Annotated in this window: 17 protein-coding genes and 1 tRNA gene; 1 reads left to right on the top strand and 17 read right to left on the bottom strand. The window is 67.8% G+C overall.

What is annotated here, in order from left to right:
* Positions 1–58 precede the first annotated feature (58 nt).
* From AC5P8U_RS11155 to AC5P8U_RS11080, 16 genes are all read right to left on the bottom strand, one after another.
* Complete coding sequence (locus AC5P8U_RS11155; RefSeq protein WP_088497726.1) at positions 59–1,342, bottom strand: type II toxin-antitoxin system HipA family toxin; 1,284 nt, start codon at positions 1,340–1,342, stop codon at positions 59–61.
* Complete coding sequence (locus AC5P8U_RS11150; RefSeq protein ID WP_242015856.1) at positions 1,335–1,637, bottom strand: helix-turn-helix domain-containing protein; 303 nt, start codon at positions 1,635–1,637, stop codon at positions 1,335–1,337. The genes AC5P8U_RS11155 and AC5P8U_RS11150 overlap by 8 nt, the downstream gene beginning before the upstream one ends.
* A gap of 170 nt (positions 1,638–1,807) precedes the next feature.
* Complete coding sequence (locus tag AC5P8U_RS11145) at positions 1,808–2,914, bottom strand: NAD(P)/FAD-dependent oxidoreductase (protein WP_447897183.1); 1,107 nt, start codon at positions 2,912–2,914, stop codon at positions 1,808–1,810.
* Between the two features lie 227 nt (positions 2,915–3,141).
* A tRNA-Gly gene (locus AC5P8U_RS11140) sits at positions 3,142–3,217 on the bottom strand.
* Positions 3,218–3,452: 235 nt separating this feature from the next.
* Complete coding sequence (gene pgsA / locus AC5P8U_RS11135) at positions 3,453–4,079, bottom strand: CDP-diacylglycerol--glycerol-3-phosphate 3-phosphatidyltransferase (protein ID WP_005412825.1); 627 nt, start codon at positions 4,077–4,079, stop codon at positions 3,453–3,455.
* Positions 4,080–4,097: 18 nt separating this feature from the next.
* Positions 4,098–5,942 carry an excinuclease ABC subunit UvrC gene (gene uvrC / locus AC5P8U_RS11130; protein WP_088497723.1) on the bottom strand — a complete coding sequence of 615 codons (1,845 nt, stop codon included), beginning with the start codon at positions 5,940–5,942 and terminating at the stop codon, positions 4,098–4,100.
* Positions 5,939–7,351: a hypothetical protein gene (locus AC5P8U_RS11125; protein WP_053500512.1), complete on the bottom strand. Its 1,413-nt coding sequence runs from the start codon at positions 7,349–7,351 to the stop codon at positions 5,939–5,941. Before AC5P8U_RS11125 ends, uvrC begins: the two co-directional genes overlap by 4 nt.
* On the bottom strand, positions 7,348–7,836 hold the full coding sequence (locus AC5P8U_RS11120; RefSeq protein ID WP_072166737.1) for a low molecular weight protein-tyrosine-phosphatase: 489 nt from the start codon (positions 7,834–7,836) through the stop codon (positions 7,348–7,350). The genes AC5P8U_RS11125 and AC5P8U_RS11120 overlap by 4 nt, the downstream gene beginning before the upstream one ends.
* The gene (gene kdsB / locus AC5P8U_RS11115) at positions 7,833–8,606 is read right to left on the bottom strand and encodes a 3-deoxy-manno-octulosonate cytidylyltransferase (RefSeq protein WP_088497722.1); all 774 of its coding nucleotides are present in this window, start codon (positions 8,604–8,606) and stop codon (positions 7,833–7,835) included. The genes AC5P8U_RS11120 and kdsB overlap by 4 nt, the downstream gene beginning before the upstream one ends.
* A gap of 75 nt (positions 8,607–8,681) precedes the next feature.
* On the bottom strand, positions 8,682–9,701 hold the full coding sequence (gene lpxK / locus AC5P8U_RS11110) for a tetraacyldisaccharide 4'-kinase (protein WP_072166738.1): 1,020 nt from the start codon (positions 9,699–9,701) through the stop codon (positions 8,682–8,684).
* Entirely contained in the window at positions 9,701–11,449 is a 1,749-nt protein-coding gene (msbA, locus tag AC5P8U_RS11105; RefSeq protein WP_049438204.1) for a lipid A export permease/ATP-binding protein MsbA, read from the bottom strand. Before msbA ends, lpxK begins: the two co-directional genes overlap by 1 nt.
* Positions 11,446–11,868, bottom strand: a complete 423-nt coding sequence (locus AC5P8U_RS11100; protein ID WP_005415977.1) for an ExbD/TolR family protein — start codon at positions 11,866–11,868, stop codon at positions 11,446–11,448. Before AC5P8U_RS11100 ends, msbA begins: the two co-directional genes overlap by 4 nt.
* Positions 11,869–11,871: 3 nt before the next feature.
* Positions 11,872–12,534, bottom strand: a complete 663-nt coding sequence (locus tag AC5P8U_RS11095; RefSeq protein ID WP_061478482.1) for a MotA/TolQ/ExbB proton channel family protein — start codon at positions 12,532–12,534, stop codon at positions 11,872–11,874.
* Between the two features lie 3 nt (positions 12,535–12,537).
* Positions 12,538–14,937 (bottom strand): DNA internalization-related competence protein ComEC/Rec2, encoded by a 2,400-nt coding sequence (locus AC5P8U_RS11090; protein WP_088497721.1) that lies wholly within the window; start codon positions 14,935–14,937, stop codon positions 12,538–12,540.
* 59 nt (positions 14,938–14,996) lie between these two features.
* Entirely contained in the window at positions 14,997–16,340 is a 1,344-nt protein-coding gene (locus tag AC5P8U_RS11085; RefSeq protein WP_134971327.1) for a sensor histidine kinase, read from the bottom strand.
* 1 nt (position 16,341) lies between these two features.
* Positions 16,342–17,013 carry a response regulator transcription factor gene (locus AC5P8U_RS11080; protein ID WP_049415866.1) on the bottom strand — a complete coding sequence of 224 codons (672 nt, stop codon included), beginning with the start codon at positions 17,011–17,013 and terminating at the stop codon, positions 16,342–16,344.
* Positions 17,014–17,189: 176 nt separating this feature from the next.
* Between AC5P8U_RS11080 and AC5P8U_RS11075 the strand changes: the two genes are divergently transcribed.
* The gene (locus AC5P8U_RS11075) at positions 17,190–17,474 is read left to right on the top strand and encodes a hypothetical protein (RefSeq protein WP_053500526.1); all 285 of its coding nucleotides are present in this window, start codon (positions 17,190–17,192) and stop codon (positions 17,472–17,474) included.
* 96 nt (positions 17,475–17,570) lie between these two features.
* Here the strand turns inward: AC5P8U_RS11075 and AC5P8U_RS11070 are convergent, their stop codons facing one another.
* Positions 17,571–17,711: a hypothetical protein gene (locus tag AC5P8U_RS11070; protein ID WP_171955946.1), complete on the bottom strand. Its 141-nt coding sequence runs from the start codon at positions 17,709–17,711 to the stop codon at positions 17,571–17,573.
* Positions 17,712–17,835: the final 124 nt, after the last annotated feature.

Below are 17,835 nucleotides of genomic sequence, written 5' to 3'. Positions count from 1 at the left end.
GTCAACAGGAATTTTCGGCCGCATTGTGGGGCGGCGTTCAGGCCCTTGGACCCGGCCCTCAGGTCCGCAGGCCACGCCGGACTTCCCGCAACAGAGCTACGTTCTCGTTGATGCGCCCCTGGATCATGATCAAGGTGTCTTGAGCAATAGCGTTTGAGTACATGCTGTTGGCGATTTCCGTGAATTGGCTGGCCACGTCGCAAATGCTGCCAATCGCCAGACTGGCGTCCGCGTGCTGCACTTCTGCCTCTTCGGCAAGGCGAAGCAGGTCAGCACGGGAAATCTCCAGTGCCTCCCCCATGACGTCCATCTGGTGATATCCGTTGGGTCCTTCGCAGAAGGTCACGTCGTAGGCCGGAGCCAAACGCCATTGCCCATCCGGCGACATGATGTAGGCAAAGTTTTTCGGATGATCGTCCCGGTTGTTGAACGCAACGTTGAAGACCGCACGTTCGAAGGCTACGGCCATTTGCCGCACGTCATTGGTGCACAACCGGGTCGCGCGCAGGAAGTTGACATAGTCCAGCGACCCCGCCGTCTGGTAGTTGGCGCCCGTGAATGCAGCAAGACTCTGCATCGGCACACGCAACCCATCGTGGCGATCAAAGCGCTTGCTGGCGAACGCGGCCAGCCCGTTGGGCAGGCTGAAGTACTGCGTGTCCGGGGTCTCGATGCCACACCTGCGCAGGCACTCGGCGTAGACCATTTCGATGGCGCACACCTCGGCATGCTCTTCTCTGGCCGGGAACTTGATCAACCAGGCTTCGAAGCCGGGCGTGACGGCCGTGGTGAACGCGCCCGATCGCGGATCGCGATAGACCAGGGCCTTGGGCCTTGCACCTTGGGGCGAACCACCCACCAGCAGCAAGGTCTGCAGGAATTCACCACCTTCTCCGTGGAGCACCTGCTGCACTTCCGCGGAAAGCTGCTCGAGCGGTATATGGACCTTCGGCGCCTCACCTTCGGGCGCCACGGGCTCAAACGTCATGGCCCCCATCGCGTTGCCACCGATATAGGCCAGCCGCTGGAGCGGGCCAATGCGTGCTGCGTTGATTCCGCGGCGCCTGAACATGCGGTCCATCAGCAGCATGCCCCAGCCGTCTGGCAACGCGTCATACACAGGCCCGGGCAGTTGCAGCTGATGGTCCGGAAAATCCCGCCGCAACGGAGGGCCGGCCAGCGGCAGCTTGTACGAAGACAGTTCCAGTCCCCTTCGCCGGGCCTCGTTGCTGTACTCGAACGCGATCAGCGGACGACCGGTCAGGGCGATGCTGGAGATCAGCGTTCCCCAGTGCCATCGCTCTCCCCACCCTTCGTAGAAGACCTTCACCTGTTCAGGCATTACGGGGCTTCCTCTTCGTCCGGAGGCGGTTCGCAGCCTCTTCGTAGCGCCGAATGTCTTCGATGCTGTCCAACTTTGGCTGGAACAGGCCTTCGAGCTCGTTGATCCGACCAAGGACCATCGCCACGCGGACCACCACCTCGAAGCCAACATTGCGCCCGGCCTCCAGGTTGGACACGGTGTTGGTACCAATGCCGGCACGCCCGGCCAGATCCGACTGTGTCATGCCCAACGCCATGCGTTCTGTACGCAAGCGCCCGCAGAGTCGCTTGACGACCTCGCTGGGCTTGCTCAAGCTTAAATCCAACATAGCGTGCATGATCCCCTGTCTATGCCATTTAGCACCCAAAATTATAGAATTAACCCCAACTCCATTCAATTGATTTAACTCCCGAATTTTGTGTCTTATTTGCGCATTCAAATATATAAATACAGAATTCTGGAATTACACTTGCAAAGCGCGCGTCACGTGCGCAGGCCACGGCGGTGGAAGTAGACCTGCTCGGCAATGCGCCGCGTGGCCGCCGTGTGCAGCAGCGCGTTGAGCGGCCAGTCGGCCTGCAGATGATCCATTGCCCAGCGCAGCAGGCGCTTGCCATGGAACGCCGGCGCCACCTGCCGCGCCACCCGTTCCGCTTCCGGCCCCTGCCCACGCAGACGGCGGGCCATCGCCTCGCCGACCGCCCAGCCGTGCCGCCACGAGGAGTGGATGCCCCCTGCGGAGAGCGGCGAGACGATGCCCGCCGCGTCGCCGGTCAGGATCACGCGTTGGCCGGTGATCGGCCCATCCGGTCGGCCGCAGGGCACCAGGCCAGCGCGGGTGGCCGAGGGACGCGCAGATGGCGGGATGCCGACCACATCGCGCACATGCTCAAGGAAACCATCAATATCCAGCGGCCGCGCCTGTCGCGGATCATGACGCAGGGCCAGCCCGACCTGCAGGCCGGTCGGATTCTGCGCGACCCAGCCGATGTAGCCCGGTGCAAAGCGCTTGCTGAGGAAGCAATGCAACGCGTCGCCCTCTGTCACCTGCAGGCCGGCGAACTCACGCTCGACGCCGTAGAGGTTGTCACGCACCTGGCCAAGCCCGGTGCGCTGGGCAACGCGTGAGCGTGCGCCATCTGCGCCGACCAGATAGGCGCAGCGCCCTGTCCCTTCGACCTGCCAGCCGTCACCACAGCGGCGAGCGTCGGTGAAGGACTGCTGCAGGCGCAGGTCGACACCGTTCGCGCGCAGTTCGCTGGCCAGCCAGCGCATCACGTTCGGCGTATCGGTGGTGAGGAAGTAATAGCCCGGTGCGGCCAGCAATACGCTGCGCAGGTTCGGCGCATAGAGGCGCACGTTGGCGACCCGCTGCACCAGATGTTCGGGCATGCGCCCCAGCCAGGTCTGCTCCATCGCTTCCTTCACCACGATGCCGGTGGTGTGCAGGCGCTCGCCGGGGTCGGTCTTGCGTTCCAGCACGCAGACGCGCAAGCCGTATTGAGCAGCAGCCAACGCGCAGGCGGCACCGGCGAAGCTGGCGCCGACGATGACCACATCGTGGTCGTAGGCGGAGGGAGTTTGGGGCATGGCTGCATCGCCGTGGAGAATCGGAGATGCAGGTTCGCCAGCGCGGATGGTAGGGCGATGGGGTGTGGGTGAAGTCGGGATGAAGCGGTGGATTGTTGGCGAGGGATGGCGGATTTCAGACATCACCGGCATGCGTTCGCGTGCATCGGCGCAGGACGAAGACTGATTGCCGGCGGGACGACCGCAGAACGAAAAACGCCCCCTTCCGGGAGCGTTTTTCTTGAATCTGGAGCGGGAAACGAGACTCGAACTCGCGACCTCAACCTTGGCAAGGTTGCGCTCTACCAACTGAGCTATTCCCGCTTGGGAGGCGAAATTCTACCTGTTCTGGGAATGGCGTCAAGCGGTTTTTTCGAGGCCTGCGAGGCGCCTTGCACCGCGTATCCACGCATGGCGTGGATCTACTACAGCATCCCCGCAAACCGATAGATTCGCATCCTTCGTGGATGCAGCATTTCCAGTAGATCCACGCCATGCGTGGATGGGCGCATCAATGGGGTCAGAGCCCTTTCCTTCGGAAAGGGATACGACCCCGGGCTCAGTTGCCCAGCTTCTTCTGCCGTGCACGCTCGCGCGCGGCACGCTCGTCATCGCGCAGGCTCGGCCAGGCCGCGTGCAGGTACTGCAGGCCCGACCACAGGGTCAGCACGGCGGCAATCGCCAGGGTCCAGTCGCCGATGTGGAACACCGGCCAGCCCATCCAGATGTCTTCCACCGGCACGTTCGGTGCCACCGAATACAGCAGGCACAGCAGCGCGACCATCTGCGCGGTGGTCTTGATCTTGCCGATCATCGCCACGCGCACCTTGGCGCGCTGGCCCAGCTCGGCCATCCATTCGCGCAGCGCCGATACCGCGATCTCGCGGCCGACGATCACCGCCGCCCAGAATGCCATCCACGGCGTCGGATGGCCCTGCACGATCAGGAACAGCGCTACTGCCACCATCAGCTTGTCCGCAACCGGGTCGAGGAACGCGCCGAAGGCCGACTCCAGCTGGTAACGGCGTGCGATCCAGCCGTCGAGCCAGTCGGTGATCGCGGCCAGGCCGAAGATCGCCGCCGAAGCGAAGTTGGTCCAGGTGTAGGGCAGGTAGAACACCAGCACCAGCACCGGGATCATCACGATCCGCAACAACGTCAGCCAGGTGGGCAGGGTCAACTTCATGCTTGCGTGCTTCTCTCTCTACTCGGCCGCATCGGGCGTGGCCAACCCGTGCAGGTTAGCGTAGATACGTGCCGCGAGGGCGTCATTGATGCCTTCCACCTTGGCGATTTCCGCTTCACCAGCGGCTTTCAGGCCCACCAGGCCGCCGAAATGCTTGAGCAGGCTGGCGCGGCGGCGCGGCCCGATGCCGGGGATATCCTCCAGCTTGCTGGTCATCCGTGCCTTCTGGCGGCGCCCACGGTGGCCGGTGATGGCGAAGCGATGCGCCTCGTCGCGCACCTGCTGGATGAACTGCAGCGCCGGGTTGGCCGCGCCCGGGCGCAGCTCGCGGCCATCGGGCATCACCAGCGCTTCGTGGCCGGCGCGGCGCTCCACGCCCTTGGCCACGCCCACCAGCAGCACGCCTTCCACGCCCAGGTCGGCCAGTGCGGCCTGCGCCTGCGCCAGCTGGCCGGCGCCACCGTCGATCAGCAGCACGTCCGGCAGCACGCCCTGCTCTTCCACCGCGCGGCGGAAGCGGCGGTCGATGGCCTGGCGCATCGCGGCGTAGTCGTCGCCCGGCTCGATGCCGCTGATGTTGAAGCGGCGGTACTGCGCACGCACCGGGCCGGCCGCATCGAACACCACGCACGAGGCCACGGTAGCCTCGCCCAAGGTGTGGCTGATATCGAAACACTCGACCCGCTTGACCGGCTCGGCCAAGCCCAGCATCTCGCGCAGTGCGTCGCTGCGTGCGTGCTGTGCGTTGCGGCTGTTGAGCTCGGTGGCCAGGGTCAGCTGCGCGTTGCGGCTGGCCAGCTCCACATAGCCGGCGCGTTCACCGCGCACGTTCCACTTCAGCTGCACCTTGCGCTCGGCCGAGGCCGAGAGCGCGGCGACCAGCAGGTCGGCGTCGGGAATTTCGCGGTCCAGCAGGATCTCGCGCGGCGGCTCGAATTCGATGTAGTACTGCGAGACGAACGCGGCCAGCACTTCCTCCGGACTCTCCTCGCCGTTGGTGCGCGGGAAGAATGGGCGGGTGCCGAGGTTGCGGCCATCGCGGAAGGCCAGCAGCAGCACGCAGGCCTGCGAACCCTGCATGGCCACCGCCAGCACGTCCAGGTCGGCGGCGCGGCCGTCCACGTACTGGCGGGTCTGCATGCTGCGCAGCGAGGAGATCAGGTCGCGCAGGCGCGCGGCCTGCTCGAACTCCAGCGCCTCGCTGGCGGCCTGCATCTGCTCGCCCAGCTCGCGGGTCAGTTCGTCGCTCTTGCCTTCCAGGAACAGCGCAGCGCGGCGCACCGACTCGGCGTAGTCCGGCGCCGGCACCAGCTCCACGCAGGGCGCGCTGCAGCGGCCGATCTGGTATTGCAGGCACGGCCGCGAGCGGTTGCGGAACACGCTGTCCTCGCAACTGCGCAGCTTGAACAGCTTGTGCATCAGGTTCAGCGTTTCGCGCACTGCGGTCACGCCCGGATACGGCCCGAAATAGCGGCCGGGAATGGCGCGCGGGCCACGATGCAGGGCGATGCGCGGCCAGTCCTCGCGGGTCAGCAGCACATGCGGGTAGGTCTTGTCGTCGCGCAGCGAGACGTTGTAGCGCGGCGACAGCGACTTGATCAGCTGATTCTCCAGCAGCAACGCCTCGGCTTCCGAGCGCGTCACGGTCACGTCCATGCGCGTGATCTGCGAGATCATCGACATGATCCGCGCGTTCTTCGGGCTGCCGTTGAAATAGCTGCCGACGCGGTTGCGCAGCGCGCGCGCCTTGCCCACGTACAGCAGGGTGTCGTCGGCCGCGTACATGCGGTACACGCCGGGGGCAGTGCTGAGCTGGGCCGCGAAAGCCTTGCCGTCGAAGGCCGGGGCGGGAACGTCGGTCATTCGCTGATCGGGACTTCGCTGAGCACGCCGCTGTCGGGGTCGAATCGCAGCACGGCATGGGCGTCGGTCTCGGCGATCCACACCGCACCTGCGCCCACGGCCAGGCCAGCCGGGCCGTGCAGGCGGCGCGGCAGCGGCTGGGTGGTCAGTTCACCGCCGCCCAGGCGCAGCGTGCGCAGGCGACCGTTGCCGGTGTCGGCGATCCACAGCAGCGGGGCGTCCGCGCCCAGTGCGATCGCCTGCGGGAACTGCAGGCTGGCCTGCGCGCGCGGGCCGTCTTCACTGCCGAAGCGCCACGGCCCCTGCCCGACCAGTGTCTGCACCAGGTCACCACGCAGTTGCAGTGCACGGATCGAGGAACCCAGTGCATCGGCCACGTACAGCACCTGCTGCACTACGGCCAGCGCAGTCGGTTGCGCGAAGGCAGCCAGATGGCCACTGCCATCACGCTCGTCGATGGAACCACTGCCGGCGCGCCATTGCAGGCTGCGCTGACCCAGGTGATAGCTCCAGATGCGGTTGTCGCCGGCCATCGCGATGTGCAGCTGATTGTCGGCGATGGCCAGGCCAACCGGATGGTCCAGCGAGACCTGCCGCGCCTGCGCGACCGGGCCTTCCACCGGCGCACCGGGTCGCCCGTTGCCGCACAACGTGTCGACGATGCCGGTCAGCAGGTTGATACGGCGCACCGCGTGGTTGCCGGTGTCGGCGACGTACAGCGAATCGCGCTCCAGCACCAACGCCTGCGGGCGGTGGAATGCCGCTTCGGCGAGGTTGCCGTCCATGAAATCGGCGGTGCCGAGGCCAAACTGGCGCAGGATGCGGCCGCCATGGCTGCATTCGAGAATGCGGTGATGGCCGCTGTCGGCGATGTACAGGCGTTCGGTGCTGACCGCCAGGCCCTGCGGGAAGCGCAGGGCCTGGCGCGGTTCCGGATGCAGTTCGCTGCCGCCACGCGGCGGCGCCGAAGGTGCACCCTGGCACAGCGCGTTCAAGGCGCGCTCCAGTTCACCGGGCGCGCCCTGCCCGACCAGCCGTTGCTGTTCGCGGCCCTGCGCGTCCAGCAGCACCATCGTCGGCCAGGCGGTAACGCCGAAGCGGCGCCAGCCATCCCAGTCGGCATCGAGCAGCACGGGCATGCTCAGGCCCTGACGGCGCAGCAGCTTCAGTGCGGCCGTGGCATCGCGTTCGAAATCAAAACGCGGCACCTGCAGCACCAGCGGCTGCAGCTTGCCCGGGTGGCGCGACATCCATTGACCGAACTCGGCCAGGCGTTGCGCACTCCAGGCGGAGGCCGCATTGACGAACAGCAGCGCGACCGGCCGGCCGCGCAGTTCGGTCAGGGTGCAGGGGGTGGCATTGAGCCAGGTGGCGAATTCGGGCAGGTCCGGGACGGGCTGGACGTTCATGACCTGATTATGCCGGAGTCGGCGCCATGCAACAGTCGTGCCACCGCACGTTTTGCAGCATCGTCGACCAGCGACCAGACCTGTTCGAAATGATCGCTGCCGCCGGTGTAGGGGTCAGGGATGGCTACCCGCCCCTGCCCGCCGGACCAGGGCAGGTACAACGCCAGCCGTTCACGCTGGGTCGCCGACGCCAGGCGCCCGGCATCACGCAGGTTGGTCTCGTCGGCACACAGGATCCAGTCGAAACGGTCGAAATCCACCGCCTGCAGCTGACGTGCGCGCAGGCCGCCAATGTCCACGCCGTGTCCGGCCGCGCAGGCGATCGCGCGGCGGTCCGGCGGCTCGCCCACGTGCCAGTCGCCCGTACCGGCCGAATCGACCTGCACCCGCCCGGCCAGCGGCGAGGCATCCAGGCGTGCGCGCAGCGCCCCTTCGGCCATCGGCGAACGGCAGATGTTGCCGAGGCAGACGACCAGCAGCCTCATCGCGCGGCCATCGCCTGCAGCAGCCCCTCGGCGCGCTCCAGGTCCTCGGGGGTATCGATGCCCGGCGGGAACGGCTCGGGCGAGATCGCCACGCTGATCGGGTAGCCCGCTTCCAGCACGCGCAGCTGCTCCAGCGATTCGACCTGCTCCAGCTGGCCCGGCGGCATCGCCGCGAACTGCTGCAGGAAGCCGGCGCGATAGCCATAGATGCCGATGTGGCGCAGCCAGTCGTGGCCGTCCGGCAGCGTGTCGCGGCTGCGTGCAAAGCCGTCGCGGTGCCAGGCGATCGGCGCGCGGCTGAAGTACATCGCCTCGTTGCGCACGTTGCGCACCAGCTTCACGACGTTCGGGTCGAACAGGGTGTGTGCGTCCTCGACGGTCGTGGCAAGAGTCGACATCGGCGCAGTGCCAGCGACCAACGCATCTGCCACCGCGCGGATGCCGGTCGCCGGCGCGAACGGTTCGTCGCCCTGCAGGTTGACCACCACCGTGTCATCGGCCCAGCCGGCAATGCGTGCGCACTCGGCCAGGCGATCGGTGCCCGAGGCATGCGTGGTCGCGGTCATCGCCACCTTCACCTCGGCCAACCCGGACAGTGCATCGGAAATGCGTGGGTCGTCGGTCGCCACCCAGACCTCGCGGGCACCGGCCTGCAGCGCGCGGCGCGCCACATGCAGCACCAGCGGCTCACCGCCCAGCGGGCGCAACGGCTTGCCCGGCAGCCGCGAGGCGGCAAAGCGGGCCGGAATGGCGACGACGAATTCGGTCATGCGGGCGGTTCTCGGCAGGCTCGTTACAACGGGAATGCGGCCAGCGGCGCGTGAATGCAAGCGCCGCGGCGCCGCTCAGTTCGGTCGCAGCTTGTCCAGGCGATCGGTCAGCGCCACCCAGAACGCGGCGGGCAACTCGGCGCGCAGCGGAACCGCGTAGTGCCAGTCGTTGCCGAACGCCCGGCATTTCACCGCATCCTTTTCGGTCATCAGTACCGGCAGCTGGCTGCCGAAGGACAAGTCCTGCGGCTGGTAGGCCTGGTGGTCGGCGAATGCATGCGGCACCACGCCGATCCCGCGCGCGCGCAGCATGTCGAAGAAGCGCTGTGGATGGGCGATGCCGGCCACCGCGTGCACGCGCTGGCCCTTGAAGTACGCCAGCGGGCGCGCGCGGCCACCGGCCAGCGGCTGCGCACTGTCGATGTGCAGGGCCATTGGCCACTGGCCGAAGCCACAGGCCTGCGCCGCAGTCTCCTCATCGGCCTGGCCGAGGTTGACCACGCGGAAATCGCACTCGCTGGCGCGGCTGACCGGCTCGCGCAACGGCCCGGCCGGAATCATCCGGCCATTGCCATAGCGACGCTGGGCATCGACCACTTCGATCTCGATGTCGCGCGCCAGCCGGTAGTGCTGCAAACCGTCGTCGCAGACGATCACATCGCAGCCGGCCTCGATCAGCGCCTTGCCCGCAGCAACCCGATCACTGTCCACGCGCACCGGTACGCCGGTCTTCCAGGCGATCAGCACCGGTTCGTCACCGCCCTTCGCGGTTGGCGTATCGGCCTGCACCCACAGCGGCTTGTCGGCGTCTTCGCGACCATAGCCGCGGCTGGCCACGCCCGGCTTCCAGCCGGCCGCACGCAGGCGTTCGACCAGCGCAATGGTCAGCGGCGTCTTGCCGGTACCGCCAGCCGTGATATTGCCGACCACGATGACCGGCACCGGCAGCGAATGGCGCTTGCGCCAGCCACGGCGATAGGCGCGCCGGCGCAGCGCGGTGACACCTGCGTACAGCGGCGCCAGCAGGCGCATCGCCCACGGAACCGGGGTGCCGTCATACCAGTACGGCGGGGTCTGGGTGCCCTTGCCGGCCATCAGTCCTGCCTTTCGCGGAACTGCATGCTGTGCAGATGCTGGTACAGACCGCCCAGTTCGAGCAGCTCCTTGTGCGTGCCGCGTTCAACGATGCGGCCATGATCCATGACCAGTACCTGGTCGGCATGCTCGATGGTCGACAGCCGGTGCGCAATGACCAGCGTGGTGCGTTCGGGCATCAGGCGCTGCAGCGCGTCCTGCACCAGGCGCTCGGATTCGTTGTCCAGCGCCGCAGTGGCTTCGTCGAGGATCAGGATCGGGGCGTCGCGCAGGATCGCGCGGGCAATGGCCAGGCGCTGGCGCTGGCCACCGGACAGCAGCGCGCCGTTCTCGCCCACCGGCGTCTGCAGCTGCTGCGGCATGCGTGCGATGAACTCCCACGCGTTGGCGGCTTCGGCCGCCGCGCGGATCTGCTCGTCGGTCGCTTCCATGCCATAGGCGATGTTGGCAGCGATGGTGTCATCGAACAGCATGACCTTCTGCCCGACCATTGCCACCTGCCGGCGCAGGTCGGCCAGCGGGTAGTCGTCCAGTGCCACGCCGTCGAGGGTGATGACACCGCCGCTGGGCTCGTAGAAGCGTGGCACCAGCCGGATCAGGCTGGTCTTGCCACTGCCGGAACGGCCGACAATGGCCGTCACCGTGCCTGGCCTGGCAACGAAGCTGATGTCGTCCAGGGCGATGCCGCTGTCCTCGCGGTAACGCAGCATGACGTGGTCGAACGCCAGTTCGCCCCGCACGCGCTGCACGCGTCGCTGCCCCTGGTCGCGCTCCACTGGCATGTCGAGGATGCCGAACAGGCGCTCGGCAGCGGACACACCGCGCGAAATCGAGGTCTGTACGCTGGTCAGGCGGCGCAGCGATGGAATGATGGCCATCATCGATGTCATCAGGCCCATGAACTGGCCGGCATTGAGCCGGCCGGCCAGGGCTTCGCGGGTCGACACCCAGACGATCACCGCCAGCGCCAGTGCGGCCAGGAACTGCACCACGCTGGAGGCGGCGGCGCGGGTGACCTCGACCTTCATGTTCAGCGCCAGCATGCGGTTGGCCAGGCGCGAGTAGCGCGAGATCTCATGTTGCTGGGTGCCGTGCACCTTCACTTCCTGCTGCGCGGCCAGCGACTGCTCGGCAGTCTGCGCCATGGTGCCCATGCCGTCCTGGATGCCACGGCTGATGCGGCGGTAGCGCTTGCCCACGTAGGACACGATGCCACCGATCAGCGGCACCACCAGCAGCATCGCCAGGGTGACCTTGACACTCATCTGCAGCATCACCGCCAGCATCGCGACGATGGTGAGGGTATCGGCCACCACGGTCTTCAGCGCGTCGGCGCTGGCCTGGGTGACCTGCTCGGTATCGAAGTTCAGGCGGCTGACCATCACCGGCGTCGCTTCGGTATCGAAGTGCGACGACGGCAGGTGCAGGTACTTCTGCAGCACCTGCTCACGCAGGTCGCGGACCACGCTGCGGCCGGTCTTGGCCAGCGTGTAGTCACTGACCCAGGTGGCCACGCTGCGCATCAGGAACAGTCCGAGGATGGTGAGCGGTAGCACCACGGCCGCGCGCGGCTGCGGGTCGACGAAACCTTCGTTGACCAGCGGCTCCATCAGCTTGGTGAAGTGGTAGCCGGCCAGGGCCTCGACCACCATGGCGATGACCGCGCCCACCATGAACACCCAGTAGGTGCGGGTGTAGCCCAGCAGACGTTTGTAGATCGGCCACACCGGCGCGTGATGGGAACTCATGGACGCACCTCTGGCGCAGTTGCAATGGCGATACGACGGAAACCGAGTTGACCGAGCGCGTCCTGCGCGGTCACCACGGCCTGGTAGGGAGTGCGTGCGTCGGCGCGCAGCAGCACGGGCTGGCTGCGGTCACTGCCGGCCACGGACGCGATGGTCTGCTTGACCGACTCGACGTCGCTGCGCAGCACTTCCTGGTCATTGATGAAATAACGGCCTTCGGCGTTGATCAGCACGCTGAGCGAACGCGGCGGCTCGTTGTTGGGCTGCTGGCTGGCGGTAGGCAGCTGCACCTGCAGCGTCGAGCGCGCATCGAAAGTGGTGGTGACCACGAAGAAGATGATCAGCACCAGGATGACGTCGATCAGCGGGACCAGATCGATATGCGGTTCATCCTGGGAGCGGTCATTGCCGATACGCATCGATCAGGCCTTCGCCGCAGCGGCGTTGGCCGGTCGCGCCGGCGCGACCGGGTTCATCACCCCGGGGCGACCGTCGAGCGTGTCCAGCAGGGCACTGGCTTCCTGCTCCATTTCCACCACGTAGCCGTGGATGCGGCCCTTGAAGTAGCGATGGAACATCAGTGCCGGAATGGCCACGATCATGCCCGTGGCGGTGCACACCAGCGCCTTGCCGATACCGCCGGCCAGCTGGTTCACGTCGCCCACCCCATGGTCGAGGATGCCCAGGAACATCTGGATCATGCCGATCACGGTGCCCAGCAGGCCCAGCAGCGGGCCGGCCGAGGCAATGGTGCCCAGCGCGTTGAGGAAACGTTCCATGCGGTGCACCAGGTGGCGGCCGGTGTCCTCGATGCGCTCGCGGATCTGGTCGCGCGGACGATTGCGGGCTTCCAGCGCGGCCGCCAGCAATGCCCCCAGCGGCGAGTTGGCACGCAGGGTCTGCAGGTGCGCCGGGTCAAGCTTGCCGCGTGCGGCCCAGTTGCGCACTTCCTGGCCGAGGCCGGGCGGCAGCACTTCAGTCCGCCGCAGGGACCAGAAACGCTCCAGGATGATCGCCAAAGCCAGTACGCCCAACAGCAGCAGCGGCACCATCGGCCAGCCACCGGCCTTGACCAGTTCCCACACGTTTCAACCCTCCGGCCCAACGGCCGCTTGTTTGATCGGCGATAGGATAACAGCCGACCGCGCCCGCCCAGCGGCATCCCACCACCGGGATGCATGGATACGCTGTTCACGCAGCTGCAGCCCTTGTGCGCCAAGCCATACGCGGATCGCCCCGGACTCCGCAGTGGACACCACCTCGGCTCCCTGCGCCTGCCAGCGCCGGACCACGTCCCGGCGCGGGTGGCCGAAGCGGTTCTGGTGCCCGGCCGAAACCAGCGCCAGCCGGGCTGACACCGCCGCCACCCAGGGCGCGCTGGAGCTGCCGCCGCTGCCATGGTGCGGCACCAGCACCACATCCGCCTTCAGCGCCGCCGGAGACGCCCGCAGCAGCGCCTGTTCGGCCGGGCGGCCGATGTCCCCGGGCAACAGGACCCCACCATGCGCGCTGGCCACGCGCAGCACGCAGCTGTCCTCGTTTCCGGCCCGCTGGCTGCCGGCATCGGGGTGCAGCACCTGGAAGTCGACGCCGTCCCAGCGCCAGCGCAGGCCGCGCTGGCAGCGCCCGGCCCCGGCGATCGCGCTGCCCGGCGGCGCCAACAGGGGCAGCTCCGGCAACTGAAGGCGCAGGCTCGGCAGGTTGCCGGCATGATCGAGATCGTCGTGACTGATCAGCACGCGGTCGGGCCGTGCCTGCCCCAGCGCCCGCAATGACGGAACCAGGACCCGCTCACTGCCCTCACCCCCGATCGGCGGTCCCACGTCGTACCAGAGCGCATGCCGTGCGGTACGCAGCAACACCGCCGTGCCCTGCCCGACGTCGTGCACCAGCAGCTCCAGCTCCCCCTCGGCCGGCCGCTCGCGCAATGGCCACAGCAGCGGCAGGCACAGCAGGAGGCCAGCCAGCCCGCCCCCGGCACCGCGTGGCAGCAGCCACCAGAACACGCCCAGCAGCGCCGCCGGCACTGCCCAGGCCGGTGCCTCGGCCAACCACCACATCGCCTGTGGATGCGCCGCCAGTGGCTGCAGGGCCTGCCAGCTGGTTTCGAACAACCACGCCGCTGCACGCCACGCCCAGCACCCGGCGCCGTCATGCAGCACCTGCAGGGCGGTGCCCAGCAGCGACAAGGGCACCACCAGCAATGTCCACCACGGGATGACCGGCAGGTTCACCAGCGGCCCCAGCCAGGCGGTGCCACCGAACAAAGCGATGCCCAGCGGCAACAGGCCGACGCTGGCCACCCCCTGTGCGGCCAGGAACCCGCGCAGGTTGGCGACCACCCCACGCGGACGTCCCTGCGGCAGGCACCAGACCAGCCACAGGACGCCGCCGAAGCTGAGCCAGAAGCCCGCGGACAGCACTGACAGGGGCGCCGGCAGCAGCAGCGCCAGCGCCGCCAGGGCAAGCCCCTGCACGAGACCCAGTGGGCGCCGCCCGCTACGCGCCAGCGCCACCAGCCCGATCATCAGTGCGGTGCGCACGGTCGGCAATTCACCGCCGGCCAGCACCGCATAGCCCGCTGCGGACAGGGCGGCAGCGCAGGCCGCCGCCTGGGGGCGTGGCCAATGCCGGGCCAGCAGCGGACACAGCCACCACAGCCCTCGGCACAGCAACGCCCCCAGTCCCGCCACCACCCCGACATGGAACCCGGAAATGGCCACCAGATGGGTCAGGCCCAGCGCCCGCAACTGATCCCAATCGGCGTCGGACAGGCCACGCGTATCGCCCAGGGCAAGCGCCTGCACGAAGCGCGCAGCTGGATGGGCCACCTGCGCGGCGATGGCGGCGCTGGTGCGTTCACGCCATGCCGGCAGGCCATGCGCGGCCTGAAGCTCGCACGCGCTGGCCGGCGCCCGCACCGTGCCGTTGCCGGACACGCCGCGCAGCAGCGCATGGCGTTCACCGTCGAAACCACCGGGATTGATCCGCGAACGCGGCGCACGCACGCGCAGGGCCAGATGCCACTGCGCGCCGGCCAGGACCTGATGGCGCCCACGCCCGGCGTCGGTGCCATCAGCGGCACGCCAGGCATCGTTCCACGTGACCTGCAGGCGCTTGCCGCGCAGCGATGGCAGTTCGCTGCTCTCGCTGACCTGCAGCAGGAAGCGGGTGTGCGCGGCTCCATGGTCCGGCAGATCGATGACCCGTCCACTGACCACCACATCCCGTGCTGGCTGGCCTGGCGGTAGCTGTTCCTGCATTGCCCAGTGCCCGTGCATCGCCGTCCATCCGGCGCCCAGCAGCACGACCGCGGGCAGGCGCCCCCGCCAACGCAGGCCCCACCCCGCCATGCCAAGCACGATCATCACCATGCAGCCCCACAGCGGCGGCAGCTGTGGCAGCTGCACGCAGGCCAGCGCCCCCAGTGCCAGCGCCGCAGCGGCGCCACTGCCCAGCAAGGGAGAAGGGGAACGCTCGACGGCCATGGGTCCAGCCTGCCGCTACCGGCGGCAGGTTGCCTATCGGGACTTGCCCCGCAAACGCGTCAGCGCCGGACGCTGCCGCGATGGAAATTGACCCGGAAGCTTGCGCCGCCTCCCGCAGCCTCACCGACACTGACCGAGCCACCGTGGTGCTGCACGATCTCCTTCACCAGGTGCAGGCCCAGGCCACTGCCGCTGCCCGCCGCGCGCAGGCGATGGAACGGCTCGAAGATCGCCTCGCGGTCGCTCACTGGAATGCCCGCGCCCTGATCGCTGACCTCCAGCAAGCCGCGCGCATCCAACCGCACGCAGATGGTGCCACGGCCACCACCATGCACGATCGCGTTGTGCACCAGGTTGGCAATCACCCGCCCCAGCGCCAGACTGTCGCCGTGGATCCACACCGGCGATTCCGGCGCGTCCACTTCGAATCCATAGCCGGCGCCGACCACCAACGGCGCCAGGTCCGCGGCGGCCTCACGCACCAGCAGCGCCAGGTCCAGCTGCTGCAATGCGCCGACATTGCGGTCAAGGCGCTGCAGATCGAGCAGGTGCTCGGCAACATTGCCCAGCCGCGCCACGTCGGTCAGCAACTGCGATTTCAACTCACCCTGTGGCAGCTGCGCCAGGCGCGCCTGCACCACGGCGATCGGCACGCGCAGCTCGTGCGCCGCGTCGGCGAGGAACTTGTCGCGCGCGGCGTAGCCCTGCTGCACCTTGTCGATGGCATCGTTGAACGCTTCCACCAGCGGCGCCACTTCCGTGGAGACCAGCCGCGCATCCAGCCGAGCACCGGGCTGGCCGATGTCCAGTTCCTTGGCCTGCTGCGCAGAACGGCGCACACCGCGCATGGCACGGTGGATCACAGTCGGCATCACCAGCAGGGTGACCACGATCAGTGGCAGGAAGAACCACAGGCCGATCAGGCGCAGCACCATCAGCGCGCCATCCAGCAGCCCGCCCTTGGGCGCGCCACCGACCATCACGGTGATGCGGCGCCCGTCCTCGTTGCGGATCATCACCCGCGCCACGTCCAGGTAAGGGGGCACCAGCGAGCCCAGTTCCGTGGCGCCCACGGTCGGCAGCCGCGCCAGCATCGGCGCGTGGATCGCTGGGATGGTGCCGCGCTCCAGCCACATGCCCTTGTCATCCACCGCGGCGAACCAGAGATTTCCCCCGGCGTTGGCATCGAGCTTGTCCCAGCGCGCCTGGTCCAGCACCAGGCGGCCGCCTTCGCTGTGCACCGCCTTGGCCACCGCCTCGGCAACGAACATGTCCATGCCCCAGGAGTCCTTGTCACCCCAGGTCAGGATCAACGCGACCACCGCGAACAGTACGGTGAAGGCCTGTGCCAGGAACAGGCGCCAAGCCAGGCCAAGGGTGATCGAACGGATCGGACGGGCCATCTCAGGCCTCCGCCAGCAGGTAGCCGACGCCGCGGATCACGTGGATCTCCACCCCCGCCCCGGCCTGCTGCAGCGCTTTGCGCAGCTTGGAGATATGCGCATCGAGCGCATTGGACTGGATCTCATCATCGAACCCGTACACTGCAGCCTCCAGGGCACTGCGGGTCACCGTGCGGCCCTGCCGCATCGCCAACGCCTGCAGCACCAGCACCTGCCGACGTGGCAATGCCAGGGGCTGGCCCTCCACCTGTGCCTGCAGCGATTCGAAATCGAACTCGAGCCGCCCCAGCCGCAGGCTGGGCGTCACCATCGCCGAAGGCCTGCGCGATACCGCGCGGATGCGTGCCATCAGTTCCTCGATCGCCACCGGCTTGACCAGATAGTCATCGGCGCCGACGTCCAGGCCTTCGACCTTGTCCGACAGCGTCCCCTTGGCGGTGAGCATGATCACCGCCAGGTTCGGCCGCAGCGCACGCGCCGACGCGACGAATCCAGCACCATCGCCATCGGGCAACTGTCGATCGAGCAGCAGCAGCTGGTGCACCGGTTCGCGCAACGCAAGCGCGGCCTCGGCCAGGCTGCCGACCACGTCGGCGACCACGCCCTGCCGCTCCAGGCCCGATTGCAGGGCGCGGGACAGATCAGGATCGTCTTCGACCAGGAGGATGCGCATCAGGGACTCGTCAACCGGAAACGCTGCCGATCATAGTGCCTGGGGCCATGGTTTTGCGCCCATGCATGCCAGCGGTTGCAGGCGCAATGTTCTGACAATGTTGCCCCTTCAGCATGCGCAGCCATCACCCGCAATGTGGCCGAACGATGCTGTCGCTGCCCCTGACAAGGACCCCCATGGCCTCCGTCTCCCCCACCGCAGAAGCTCATGCGATCCTGCGTGCACCGGACCTGGACAGCGCAGAACGCGCCTATCTGGGACTGATGCCCGACCTTGAACATGTGAATGCACTGGCCCGCCGTGCAGTGGGCCTGTCACGCGTTGCCGACGCGGCACGCGGCTATGCGTTGTCGATGACTCTGGTCGGACTGCGCCTGCAGGAGCTGGAGATGGGCGAGCCAACGGCCAGGGAACATCGCCAGGCCACCCTGCGCAGCCTGCGCCAGGCCTTCAGCGCCTGACAGCACCCGCACAGGCACTGCCGCCGCACCGGTGGCAGCGGGAGTCATCGGGTCAGCAGGTCCCGCCACCCGGCAGGCCCGGCGCGGCAGCGTCATTCAGCGCAGCGTGGTCCACGCCAGCAGCGCGCTCAGGATTGCGACCCAGATCACTGCCTTGAACGTGCCTTCCAGCATGTTGCCGCCGAACAGGCGTTCCATGAGCGGATTGGGCCTGGACACCGGGACGTGATCACTCATGCGGCAGTTCCTTGCAGTAATTGCGCAGTTGCGCAGTAGCGCCGAGTCTACGCCTGCGCGGCCCGGATTCATCGCCATCTGCCTGCCTTTGGCGGCCCAATCCCCGCCTTCGTCGCAGGCCGGC

This window comes from Stenotrophomonas sp. YJH_SMC_81, assembly GCF_059370875.1.
Note: the sequence above shows the minus strand (reverse complement) of the source record. Positions and strands in the feature narration are given on the sequence as shown.